The sequence below is a fragment of the Arthrobacter glycogeni genome, from assembly GCF_054510815.1.
This window is the reverse complement of the sequence record NZ_JBTNDV010000004.1, coordinates 141,858-153,880: the sequence shown is the minus strand read 5'-3', so window position 1 is coordinate 153,880 and position 12,023 is coordinate 141,858. Positions and strand designations below refer to the sequence as shown.

Sequence of the window (12,023 nt, the reverse complement as noted above, 5' to 3'; positions counted from 1 at the left end):
AAGGTTTTGACCCGACAAAATTTCTGCTTTAGCGTGATCTCAGAATCAAGAGTTCAACCAACGGCTCCCTGGCCGGTTGAACAGCAACCCTCTCCCGTAGTGGGGTGCTTCAGGTGAAGATTCGGCCACCGGAACAAATCCCCGGACGGCAAGTACGGCGTACCCGGTACCGACCCTCATTCAGGGCTCGTAGTGGCTACCGCCCGCGATCTTGAAGCGAGCCAGCATGTAACCTCTGAGCCACCTCCACCCGAATGTCGTTGCAGTTCTCGCAGCACTTCGCACACCTTCTTATCTGCCGACCCAGCGGCCGCGCCCATCCAATATCCCCGGCCGGCTGGACTCCACTCAAAGGAAATCATTATGAAATCCCGCAAACTCCTCACCATCGCCATCGTCCCCTTTCTCGTCTTCACCGTAGCGTGCGGCGCTGCAGAGGGCTCCGAGTCCGGCAATGAGAGCATCAAACTCGGCGTCGTCGGCGCCAGCGACCCGGAGTGGGGCCTGCTGACCGAGGCCGCCGCCGAGGAAGGCATCGACCTTGAGGTCATCGACTTCGCCGAATACACGCAACCCAACCCCGCGCTGAGCGAAAGCGAACTGGACCTGAACCAGTTCCAGCACCTGGTATATCTGGCCCGCTACAACGTCTCCAGCGGTGAAGAACTCGCCCCGATCGGCTCGACCGCCATCTACCCGCTCGGCCTGTACTCCACCCAGTACGGGTCGGTGGAGGAAATACCCGAAGGCTCAACGGTCGCCGTCCCCAACGACGAGAGTAACCTCGCCCGCGGTCTGCTGGTGCTCCAGTCCGCGGGGCTGGTGGTGCTCGACGACGGTGGCAGCGCTTTCTCCACAATCGACGACATCGACGAGGAGGCCTCCAAGGTCACCGTCACCACCCTCGAAGCCTCACTGACGCCCACATCGCTGCCCGACGTCGCGGCCGCCATCATCAACAACGACTTCGTGCAGGATGCTGGCCTGAACTTCGAGGATGCCATTGCCCAGGATGATCCGGCCGATCCGGCAGCCGCCGCGTACGTGAATGTGTTCGCAGCCCGCGCCGGCGAGGAAACCAACGAGACCTATCAGAAGCTCGTCAGTATCTACCAGGAAAACCAAGAGGTGCAGGACGCCGTTCAGGAGACCTCGGGTGGGACCGCCGAGTTCCTCCAGGTCACCCCCGAGGAGCTGCAGACGACCCTCGGCACCGTCGAGGAAGACACCCGCGCCCAAGGCTAATTAGCCCTCTCTCTCCTGTGGCCGGCCGGTGATCCCGGCCGGCCACAGGGTCTTTCACCAAGGAACTTCATGCCTCTCATTTCACTGCAGGGCGTCACCAAAAGCTTCCCGCCGGGCCGCCGCGGCGACGCCCCGGTACACGCCATCGACAATGTCAGCCTTGACATCGAGGCCGGGGAAATCTACGGGATCATCGGCTACTCCGGTGCGGGTAAAAGCACCCTGGTCCGCCTGATCAACGCCCTCGAAAAGGCCACCAGCGGAACCATCATCGTCGACGGTCAACAGGTCACCAACGTCCCGGATAGACAGCTCCGCAAGCTGCGTCTCGACATCGGGATGATCTTCCAGCAGTTCAACCTGTTCAACGCCAAAACGGTCTGGAACAACGTCGCCTACCCCCTGCGCGTCGCAGGGAAGAGCCGCGACGAGATCCGGGCGCGCGTCACTGAACTCCTCGACTTCGTAGGGCTGGCAGACAAGGCCTCCAACTACCCTGAACAGTTGTCCGGGGGCCAGAAACAGCGGGTCGGCATCGCCCGGGCGCTGGCCACCTCACCGAAAATCCTGCTCGCCGATGAGGCGACGTCGGCCCTGGATCCCGAAACCACCCACGAAGTGCTCCGGTTGCTGCGCCGGGTCAACGAGGAACTGGGCATTACCATTGTGGTGATCACCCACGAAATGGACGTGATCCAGACCCTCGCCACGAAGGTGGCGGTGATGGACAGCGGCCGGATCGTGGAGCAGGGTGACGTGTTCGACGTCTTCTCCACCCCTCGCGAAGCCTCCTCGCAACGGTTCGTCGCCACCGTGGTGCGGGGGATCCCCTCACCCGACGAACTCGCGGTCCTGCAGGAACGACATCTCGGCCGGATTGTCACCTTCTCCTTCCGCGACGGCGACTCCTCCCAGGCCTCCGTCTTCCTCGAACTGGCCGCTGCCGGCGTCGAGTTCGAACTGATCTACGGCGGTATCAACGACATTCGGGGCCGGGCGTTCGGCCATCTCACCCTCGCACTCACCGGGCCCGACGGCGCCATTGACGCGGCGCTCACCGGGCTGGCCGGACGTATCACTGTGAAGGAGCTCAGCTGATGGATTCGCTCATCACCCTCACCCCGGAACTGTGGGAGGCCACCTACGAAACCCTCTACATTGTTGGGTTCAGCCTGCTCTTTGGCGGGTTCGGCGGGCTCCTGCTCGGCATCGGCCTTTACACCACACGGGCCGGCAGTATTCTCGGTAACAGCGCCGTGTTCAGCACCCTGAACATCATCGTCAACATCTTCAGGCCCATCCCCTTCATCATCTTCCTCGCCGCCGCGCAGCCCCTGGCCCGGGCGGTCACCGGAACCGGGATCGGCAACAGTGCAATCATCTTCACCCTGTCCCTGGCCGCTGCGTTCGGGATCAGCCGCATCGTCGAACAAAACCTACTGACCGTCCAGCCCGGGGTTATTGAGGCGGCACGGTCCGTCGGAGCCGGACGCCTCCGCATCATCCTGACCATCCTCATCCCCGAGGCGCTTGGGCCGCTGATTCTCGGCTACACGTTCATCTTCGTGGCACTGGTCGACATGTCGGCGGTCGCCGGTTATGTGGGCGGCGGCGGGTTGGGCAACTTTGCTATCCAGTACGGCTACCGGCAGTTCAACCCGTGGGTCACGTGGGCTGCGGTGATCGTAATCATCCTGCTGGTCCAGGCGGTGCAGTTCCTCGGCAACGCGCTCGCCCGGAAGGCGCTCAGGCGTTAGCCGACCGAACGCGGCCCGGCTCAGAGATCGAACCCGTAAGTGGTGACCACTGGTTTATGGTCGGAGGGCGCAATATCCTCCTCGAAAAAATCCACGATCTCAGTGCTGAGAGCGCGGATATTTCCATAGTGGAACTGGAAGTCAATGACCCAGGGTGTGGTTGGTTTCGGCCAAGTGGGAACCGTGGGCCAAGTGGGGCCGGGAGTTACTCCAAGAGCAGAGTAGGAATCCTGTAATCCCGCGGCATGCAGGATCCGGGTGACGTGCCACGACTCGTTGAGATCGCCCATGAACAGTACGGGATCCCCGTGCGCACCCAGCAGGGTGACTGCAGCCCCTGCGGCTTCGGACTGGGCGATCCTCGGGTTGATGTGCTCGGTCAGCTCGCGTTCCGTCCCGGGGAAACAGAAGTGGGCGGTACTGACAACGAAAGTGGTCCCGTCCCGGGCGGCGAGCCGAACCCAGAAGAGCTTCCGGTCGCGGTGGATCTCGTCCACCCCGATACCGATGTCCAAGGCGCCATGCTCCACCTCGGTGAACAACCCGGCGTCCCACCAGATAGAACTTTCGTGGGTCCAGCCTCGGTCTTCGTCCTCGACCCGACTGTGGTGAGGGAGTTCACTATCGATCACTGCGCGGGTGGCTGGACGAAGTTCCTGGACGGCGTAGATGTCGGGACGACGTGTGCGCAGCAGCGCCCGGAGCGCGGGTTCGCGTTCTGGCCATCGGGTGTCCGCCCAGATGTTGTGGGTCATGACAACGAAACGCATGGAATCATCGTCCTTTCTGAATCGGCGCCGCGTGCGCCGGGCGCGAAGGGGCCGGGCTGGGATAGCTGGAAGGACTGGCCGCGTGCGGGAAGGATGAGGGGTGTGGAGGTGCGCGGGAAGAGGTTCGGGTGGGAACTGTGCACGGCCGCGACAGCTCCCGGACGAATGGTGTCCACGAGCCAGGCGAGGTCATCTGGACTTGCATGCCCGCCGGAGTCGAGCCAAACAAAGTCCAGTCCGAGCGTTGCCACCCAGGCCTGCAATGAGGTCCATTCCGGGGCCCAGGCGCCCAACGGCTCCCCATTGGAGTGAATCAGCACATCGCCCCGGCCGGCCCCGGCGGCCAGCGCCACCCAGCGGTCTGGTACCTGCAGTTCCACGAGGAAGCTACCGCGGTTCCGTTGAAGGTCGTCGATGGTTACCTGCGTCTCACCGATGGTGACGCGGTCCGCATCGTCACCTGTCGCAAGGACGGCGACGGCGGCGCCGCCGTCGTCGGGGTGGGGACTGCTCAGCCCGTGACGCACCGCGGCGCGCCAGCCGGCGAGAGTTTCCGGACGGAGTACCAGGGTGCGCCCGTTCGCGATGGCCGCATCACGCAGACTGGCCAGGCGGCGCAGGTTACGGGGGTAAGGGGTAACGAACGCCAGCCCGTCGGTGGACGCCAGGATTCCGTCCACCCGCTCGGACACCTCAGCTTCGGATAGTGGCCTGACCGGGCTGGTGTCAGGTCTGAGGGTGGTGCCCTCGGTGATGAGCAAGTCGACCCCAGACGCGCGCTTCGCGAAGGCTGCCATGCGTTCCGGTGCGTGCCCGTGGCCACGCCAGTCCCCCGTCCAGGCAATCCGCCGGTCCCCTGCGCGCAGAACAAACCCGGCCGCGCCGGGGACGTCATGATCGACGTGCACGAGTTCCAGATCCAGGTCACCGACGAGCACGTGTTCACCTTCGTCCAGACCGCGGACCGTGGCCGGAGTGCCTGGCAGAACCCCCACCTCTGTCAGGCCCGCGTGCAGCGCTGCACCGTCGGAACTCATCAACACGGGAACCGCCGGGTTGACGAAGGGGAGGAGCGCGCAGTGGTCATTGTGGTTGTGGCTGACGAAGATGCCCATGGCTCCTGGCCGTTGCAGGATGGAAACGTTGTCCAGTAGCCGGCCCGGCGTCGTCATCGGTTTCACCGCGGACGCAACACTTCCTCCGAAAGGGGCAAGTTGGTCCGGGTCATAAAGGCCTTCCACCAATGGGGCCATTCCAGCCCGCAACTGAGCCACGAGGTTTCCCTCCGTAGGTGCGGGGGAGGTGCGGGAGAACAAGGAACCGGTGGGATTCGGGGTTGTCCCGAAGTCGAAGAACAGGGTTGAGGTGCCCAATTGGATGGCGGCTTGGACCCCGCCGATGGTGGTGGTGCCATTGAAAAAGGTCAGGATCGGTTCGTGGTCAGATGCCATCGGGTATCTCCTTAAGTGCGGTGGCGAACGAGGAAAAATCAGCGTGCCGGGCGCTGGACCAGCGCGCGCCCGGATCAATATTCAGCGGGTCGATGTGAACGGTCAGGCAGCCCCGCTCCGCGGGCGGCAACAGGTCATTCCACAGGTTGTCCCCCACGACCAGCACCTCTCTTGGGTCTGTGTCCCAATGGTCCTTCGCATGGGTGATGAGTTCCGCGCATCCCGCCGGCTTGTGGGCGTCAAACCGCACCATTTCGAATGGCTCGCGCAGGTCCAGTCGTTGCACCAAGGGGCCGGCGAGCTCCTCAGGAGTGTTGGTGGCCAGCAGCAGCCGGCGTCCCTCTCCGAGCCGCTGCAAAACATCATCCAGGTGTTCGGATCGGAGGAGCGAGGTTGCCTCAGCGTTGATGAACCGGCGGGCGCCGGTGAACGCTTCACGCAACAGACGCTGGTCGGCTCCGCGCCGGGCAGCCAGCGCTCCGATGATTTGCCATTGATCGCCGAGATAGCGCAGCGGTCCGTCATGGCTCACGCCACCGTGCAGGTCGTCGGGAAGGGGCACCGGGTTGCCGTCCCAGTCCGTGGCAGTGGTCGCCGTCCACTCGGGGGCGTGGACGACGACGCCGCGGGTTGGCTCGACGAAACAGCCCGGAGCTAGGGCGGGGTGGGTTCGTCGAAGCACAGCAGCAATTTCTCCCCGGAAGCTCTCGCCATCCCCGTTGGGTAGCGACTTCTCCAACGCCGCAGCGTAATGGTCCGTCATGCGCGGGTCATCATGGAGGGTGCCGTCCAGGTCAAACAGCACCACCTTGATCCCGGCGAGGTTCTCGAATGGTGCGGGAAGCGTCGCCCCAACCCGGGCCGGTAGAAGATTCGCGGAACGTTCAGGCATGGTGGAGACCTCAGTTCTGGGGTGCGGTTTCGAGGAGACTGGTTGCCTCACTATCCATCCGCTCCGCCGCTTCCTGCGGGGTCAGCCGACCCAGCACCACTTCTTCGACAACCCCGGTGACCATGTCGTCGATGGCGTTGCCGGCAGCGGTGGGCGGCATGATCTGGGCGTTGACGAACACGTTGTCGAAAGCTTCAGCCTTCTGCGGGTTTTCCTTATAGTTGGTACTCAGAATGTCGGTGTTGAGGGCGCTTTCCACGGCCGGTGAATAGCCGGTGCGGGCCGCATAGATGGACTGGGCTTCTGTATCGGCAAACCACCGCATGAAGAGCCACGAGGCAAGTTCCTGCTCAGGATCATCGGAGGAGAGGATCACGTGATTCCCACCGAAGAGCTGAGTGATGGGTTCGGCCGATTCCTGCGGCGTCATGGCCACGGACCACTGAAATTTGTCCTGAATCTGCTCGATTTTCGTTGAGGTCCGGGCTGTGGTGCCCAGTTCGGAAGCGGTGCGCTCATTGGTGAATTCCTGCTCGGTGTCCGCCGCAGTGTAGACGAGTTCCTCTTCGAAAAGGAGGGCAAGCAGCTCTAGGGATTCGATGGATTCGGGTGAGGTGAACTGGGTGGTCGCTGCTTTGGGGTCATACGGGTCAATGCCTTTGGAGCGCAGCATGTTGTAGAAGACGCCGTTCTTGCCGGTGCCCATGGCGGAATAGGGTAGCCCGGTTTTGTCCTTCATCTGACGTGCCTGTTCCAGGAATTCCTCCCAGTCAGCGGGGGGCGCTTCGATGCCCGCCTCGGCGAAAAGGTCGGCGTTGTAATACATTCCCATGCTGGAGTTGCCGTGGGGCCAGGACAGTGTGCTTCCGTTGTAAGCGTCCACCCGCTGCCGGGCCAGGACGCCGTCGACCAGATCATCCATGTCCTCGTCGGGCACGCCGTACTGTGTGCTTTCAAGGTACGGATCCAGGGGTTCGATCACACCGTTTGCCACGTACTCGAGAGTGTCATTTTCGTAGGCCATTGTGACATCGGGGGCGCCACCGCCGGCCAGGGATGCGCGGACGGCCTGGTTGAGTTCCTGGTAGGAGCCCTTGAAGGACTCGTTGACCACGATTCCCCACTCATTCGTCTCGTTGAACTCCTGAACCATTTCGGTGATCGCTTCACCGTAGATGGTGGCCTGGATGTGCCAGAAATCTATTTCCACCCCCTCCGGAAGCTCGGTGCTGTCGATACTTTCCGTACTGGCTGCTGCGTTTTCCGAGGCACCTGCGCCGCCACCGGCGCAGGATGTGATCACCAGTGTGCTGGCGAGAAGAAAGGAGGGAAGGGCGGCTCTTTTGGACAGACTCATGGGACGGGCACCTCCGGTGCGGTTAGCTGGTTGTTGTGCGATGAGTGGGATGGTCAGTGGACGGGCGGATAATCTCAGCCCTTGACACCGAAGGCAGTGAGGCCTTCAACGAAGCGGCGTTGAACAAAGAGGAAAAAGATGATGCCCGGTATGGCGACCAGTGTCGTGGCAGCCATCAGCAGGTGGTAGAGGGAGCCTTCGTCGCCGGAGAACGCCATCAGTCCGAGCTGGACTGGTCGGATGGACTCGCTCTGGGTGGCAATTAGGGGCCACAGCAACTCGTTCCACCTGCCAATGAACCCGAACAGCACCACGGTGAGTACCGCGGGCATGGTCATGGGAACCAGTACTCGCCACAGAAAGGTCCAGTGGGATGCCCCGTCCATGCGGATGGCGTCCCAGTAATCGCGCGGCACCGCCATGAACGCCTGTCGCAGCAGGAAGATTGCGAATGCTCCGGCGACGCCGGGCAGGATCATCCCGGCATAGGTGTCGTATAGCCCGGATCCGCCTTCCCCGAAGAGATCATTACCGCCCACGAGCGGGATCTGGCGGATCAGCACATAGTTGGGCACAATTCGCGCTTCGAAGGGGATCATCATGGTGGCCAGCACCACCAGGAAGAGGAGATTGTTGAACCGGAACTTCATCCGGGCGAAGGCATAGGCGGCCGTGATCCCCGTGACGAGCTGCAAGACGGTGCCGAGCACTGCCACTATCAGGCTGTTGAGGAAATAGCGCCCGAACCCGGACGGCGGCCCACCCCAAGCCTCGGCGTAGTTGGACCATTGCGGATCCGATGGCAGCATCGTCGGCGGCGACAAGTTGACCTCCTGGAAGGTCTTCAGGGAACTTGTGATCATCCAGGCGAAGGGGAACAGCATGACGGCCGCCCCGGCGATCAATGCGGTGTACAGGACAACCCTTCCGGCGATCCGGCGCCAGCGCTGGATCGCGTAGGTCCGGTTGGGCTGGTTGGGAGGAGCGGCCGGATGTGGGGTGCTGGTAGGGACGTCAGTCGTACTTTCGATGGTGTGCAGTGCCACGGACAGTTCCGCCTTCTCAGTCTGATGGTGGTGAGGTCTGGAATTCCGAAGGGGACTCAGTCGTAATGCACCCGGCGCTCAGCGAACCGAAATTGCACCAGGGTGACGATCAACAGAAGGAGGAACAGGAGCATCGACAGCGCCGCGGCGAATCCCACCGAGCTGGGACGCTCGTAGAGGTGGCGGAAGATGAGCACCGGTAGCGTCAGGGTTGAATCCAGTGGCGAGCCTGCACCTGCCCCGTAGCCACCGCCGCTCGTGAGAACGTATACCTCATTGAAACTCTGGAAAGACCGGATGGTGGACACCACCAGGAGCAGGAACAGGGTTGGTGAAACCAGCGGCATGGTGATGCGGGTGGCCATCTGCCAGGAGTTCACCCCATCCATCCTCGCGGCCTCTTTCACCTGAGGATCGATCGTAATCAAGCCGGCCAGGATGATGACGACGGCGAAACCGAGCGTGTTCCACACGCTGAACGCCATGACGCACACCAAGGCAACGCTGGGACCCGCCAGGAACCCGGGAACGCCGTCGGGCCAGCCAATACCCGCTGCACCGAGCAGTTTGGGTACTAGAGGGTCGGGGTCCAGAAGCCACTGTTGCGGGGGCAGTCCCAGCCATTCCATGACCGAATTGAGGACTCCTACCTGGGGATTGAGCAGCCAGACAAACGCCAACCCCGCCGCGACTGTGGACGTGATGTACGGGACAAAGTAGGCGGTACGCAGCGCCGCCAGGAACCGAACCTTCGAATTGAGCAGATTAGCTATCACGAAGGCGATCACGATGGTCGCAGGTACGGTCCCCAGGACGTAAAAGCCGGTGACCACAAGGCTCTGGCCAACTTCCCCGGGGGCACCTCCCGGGCGGTCACCGATCTGCTCGGCAATCCTGATGTAGTTGTCCAGACCGATGAATTGCTCGGGCTGGATGCCCCAGCGCCATAGGCTCATCCACGCGGATAGAAGAATCGGATAGATGTCAAAGGCCCACAGCAACACCAGGGTGGGGGCCAAATAGATTGCCGGTAGCCACAGGCGCTCCATGCGCTGCCGCTTTCGCCGCCGCACAATTACTTCTGATGCCATGTGGTCCGCTTCTCCCATCACAACTGCCTGATGAGAGCAACGCTATGGAGCTAGAGCGAATCTGAGATCAACCCCGGGTGACCTCGAAGGAAACAGTGGGCAACGTCCTGAAAGCCACGTTACCCACAGCATTGCGCGGGCGCGCAACGACTGGCGGGGAGTTCGGCAGAGTGTTCCGGCGGTCACCGCTGGCGCGGTGGGTCGCAGCCGATGATGTGGCTGCAGAGGCCCTCGCCTCCGCAGCCACGTCACTCGGTTAGCGGCTCCAGCTGTAACGGTCGCCGGTGGGCTGCCCGTTGTTCCAGTCAATCCTGATGTCGTCCTTGACGTCCTCGTCACGGCAGCCGTTCCTATCGGCGTCGGCGCACCATACGACGTACTGGCTGCCGGTGGTCGTGGTGTTGTTCAACCGGGCGTGGAACTCGAAGTCCCCCGCGGTTCCCCGTGTCTGATAAGCGGATTGGAAGCAGAGGTCGTTTCGACCGTCACCGTTGGTGTCGCGAAGGATGGCGAACTCGGGTCCAGCGCCGTCGGGGTCCGGGCAAGCACTGATGAACCCGGCACCGAAGCTTTGATAGGACGCCGGGCCGCTGACCTTATTGCCCCGGTTATCGAGGAAGCAGGCATCGTTGTGGACGTTACGGTTGGCGGTGCCGGGATCGCTCAGGCGCTGGTCATCGCGCTGGTCGGGGGAAAAGCAGGACGAGTCCCGGTTGACGTCGGCGTTCTCCGTCGCTGCGCCGATGTCCGGGTTGATGTAGGAGGCGGCCTTGACGCCTCCACGATCGTAATCTCCCCAGCCGCCGTCGTAATTGGCGAAGGCGAGTGGGGTGCCCAGGCTCAGGGCAGCGACGGTGATAGTCGCAATTGCTCCGGTACGGTTGCTGATGCGCATGAGGGTCTCCTACGGTTGTCGGCCGGTACGGCCGGTCCCAACGGCGTGGGTACACCTGTAGATACGTCGGCGGGTAGGCAGCCGTTGAAGAACTTGCTGACGAGTTTTTCCCATCGAGGTTCAACGCGGACTCCACCGCCTCCGTACATACTATTGACAACGCGCTAGCCAGGTAGGAATCAAAAGGGGAGTCTCGTGCACAACCGACGAAGATCGACAGTCCGAAGGGCAGTTGTTTTCGATGGATCACCTGTCCGGGCGACGTGAAGCGCAACTGCTGAAGATGAGAAACCTGATTCGAGCGGCTAACCGAACGCCCTCGCTGTCACGCGAGGAAGGTGTGCATGATGCCTACGTCGCCCATGGTGCCGAGCTGTACCGGTTCGCGCTCAGGTCCTTGGGCGACGACGGCGTTGCCCAGGACGTGGTCCAGGAAACCTTCCTCCGCGCCTGGCGGGCGAGGGACCGTTATGATCCGTCACTGTCATCGCTGCGGGTGTGGCTGTTCTCGATCGCCCGCAACGTGGTCATTGATCACTCACGCGCCGCGGCCGCGCGTCCGTGGCAGAGTAACGTCGTGGATCTGACGTTCACCGAGCACACTGGACCGGTGGTACCCGACCCCAGCGATCGTCTATTGCGGGGATGGATCGTAGAGGAAGCACTGAGACGGCTGGGCCAGGAACACCGGCATGCCCTTACCGAAACCTACCTGGCCGACCGCCCGTACGCCGAGGTAGCAGCCGAGCTGGGGATCCCCGTCAGCACCTTACGTAGCCGGGTGTTTTACGGGCTCAAAGCCCTACGAATTGTGATGGAAGAATTGGAGATGACCCCGTGACGGACCACCCCGATCATCGCGGACTGCGCGAATCCCTGGGCGCGTACGCCCTCGGCCACCTCTCACCGGCCGAGGAATACGACATGAGGGTCCACCTGACCGGGTGTCCCACCTGCCGCGCCGAGCTTGAGGAGCTGGCGGCGGCCGTTTCAGCGCTAGCCCTGGTACGGGGCCCTGTTCCCGATCCGGTGATGCCTCCCCTCGGACTGGGACAGCAGATCGAGGACCTGATCAAAGGGGAGGAACACCGGTCAGGCATGAACGGGACCGCCCGCACCGCGCTGGTCTCGGCGTTGGGTGCCGCAGCCGCTACGGCCGCCGTCGTGATCGGATTGAACCTTGCCGCGGCGGATCCGCAACCCAGGGTGCCCCTTGAGGCTGTCCAAATCGTCGAGACAGCAGACATCGAAGCAACGGCAGACCTGATCGACCATACGTGGGGGGTGGAAGTCCAGCTCACTGCAACGGGACTCCAGCCAGGCGGGCGCTACGAGGTTGTGGTGCTTGGAGAGGACGGGGCGGAATACCCCGCCGGGGCCTTCGTAGGCACCGACGGGGAGGTCCGCTGCAACCTTAACGCCGCCGTGCTGCGTGATGAAGCTGTCGGTTTCATCGTGCGCGACCAAGGTGGGGGTCAAGTGCTCTCATCCGACTTTTCGGCTTAATCCGGAGTTGAAC

At 62.7% G+C, this 12,023-nt stretch carries 12 protein-coding genes and 1 riboswitch; of the genes, 5 read left to right on the top strand and 7 right to left on the bottom strand.

Going from position 1 to position 12,023, the window contains the following annotated elements; translation table 11 throughout:
- Positions 1 to 43: 43 nt before the first annotated feature.
- A riboswitch (SAM riboswitch) is annotated at positions 44 to 161 on the top strand.
- Positions 162 to 363: 202 nt separating this feature from the next.
- The 3 genes from ACX80G_RS06200 (at position 364) to ACX80G_RS06190 (ending at position 3,002) form a co-directional block, all read left to right on the top strand.
- Positions 364 to 1,245, top strand: a complete 882-nt coding sequence (locus ACX80G_RS06200; protein WP_459306475.1) for a MetQ/NlpA family ABC transporter substrate-binding protein — start codon at positions 364 to 366, stop codon at positions 1,243 to 1,245.
- Positions 1,246 to 1,314: 69 nt separating this feature from the next.
- A complete protein-coding gene (locus ACX80G_RS06195) occupies positions 1,315 to 2,343 on the top strand; it encodes a methionine ABC transporter ATP-binding protein (protein WP_459306473.1) in 1,029 nt (342 codons plus the stop codon).
- Entirely contained in the window at positions 2,343 to 3,002 is a 660-nt protein-coding gene (locus ACX80G_RS06190) for a methionine ABC transporter permease (protein ID WP_459306471.1), read from the top strand. The genes ACX80G_RS06195 and ACX80G_RS06190 overlap by 1 nt, the downstream gene beginning before the upstream one ends.
- A 20-nt stretch (positions 3,003 to 3,022) precedes the next feature.
- Here ACX80G_RS06190 and ACX80G_RS06185 read toward each other — a convergent pair whose 3' ends face one another.
- From ACX80G_RS06185 to ACX80G_RS06155, 7 genes are all read right to left on the bottom strand, one after another.
- On the bottom strand, positions 3,023 to 3,772 hold the full coding sequence (locus ACX80G_RS06185; protein WP_459306469.1) for an endonuclease/exonuclease/phosphatase family protein: 750 nt from the start codon (positions 3,770 to 3,772) through the stop codon (positions 3,023 to 3,025).
- Positions 3,754 to 5,223 (bottom strand): MBL fold metallo-hydrolase, encoded by a 1,470-nt coding sequence (locus ACX80G_RS06180; protein WP_459306468.1) that lies wholly within the window; start codon positions 5,221 to 5,223, stop codon positions 3,754 to 3,756. The genes ACX80G_RS06185 and ACX80G_RS06180 overlap by 19 nt, the downstream gene beginning before the upstream one ends.
- On the bottom strand, positions 5,213 to 6,115 hold the full coding sequence (locus ACX80G_RS06175) for an HAD family hydrolase (RefSeq protein WP_459306466.1): 903 nt from the start codon (positions 6,113 to 6,115) through the stop codon (positions 5,213 to 5,215). Before ACX80G_RS06175 ends, ACX80G_RS06180 begins: the two co-directional genes overlap by 11 nt.
- 10 nt (positions 6,116 to 6,125) lie before the next feature.
- Positions 6,126 to 7,472 (bottom strand): extracellular solute-binding protein, encoded by a 1,347-nt coding sequence (locus tag ACX80G_RS06170; protein WP_459306464.1) that lies wholly within the window; start codon positions 7,470 to 7,472, stop codon positions 6,126 to 6,128.
- Between the two features lie 74 nt (positions 7,473 to 7,546).
- Entirely contained in the window at positions 7,547 to 8,518 is a 972-nt protein-coding gene (locus tag ACX80G_RS06165; protein ID WP_459306463.1) for a carbohydrate ABC transporter permease, read from the bottom strand.
- A 56-nt stretch (positions 8,519 to 8,574) separates the two neighbouring features.
- Positions 8,575 to 9,609, bottom strand: coding sequence for a carbohydrate ABC transporter permease (locus tag ACX80G_RS06160; protein WP_459306462.1), 1,035 nt, complete (start codon positions 9,607 to 9,609; stop codon positions 8,575 to 8,577).
- Between the two features lie 256 nt (positions 9,610 to 9,865).
- Positions 9,866 to 10,504, bottom strand: a complete 639-nt coding sequence (locus ACX80G_RS06155; protein WP_459306460.1) for a hypothetical protein — start codon at positions 10,502 to 10,504, stop codon at positions 9,866 to 9,868.
- Positions 10,505 to 10,745: 241 nt separating this feature from the next.
- Between ACX80G_RS06155 and ACX80G_RS06150 the strand changes: the two genes are divergently transcribed.
- Complete coding sequence (locus tag ACX80G_RS06150) at positions 10,746 to 11,345, top strand: sigma-70 family RNA polymerase sigma factor (protein ID WP_459306458.1); 600 nt, start codon at positions 10,746 to 10,748, stop codon at positions 11,343 to 11,345.
- Positions 11,342 to 12,010 carry a zf-HC2 domain-containing protein gene (locus ACX80G_RS06145; RefSeq protein ID WP_459306457.1) on the top strand — a complete coding sequence of 223 codons (669 nt, stop codon included), beginning with the start codon at positions 11,342 to 11,344 and terminating at the stop codon, positions 12,008 to 12,010. Before ACX80G_RS06150 ends, ACX80G_RS06145 begins: the two co-directional genes overlap by 4 nt.
- Positions 12,011 to 12,023 lie beyond the last annotated feature (13 nt).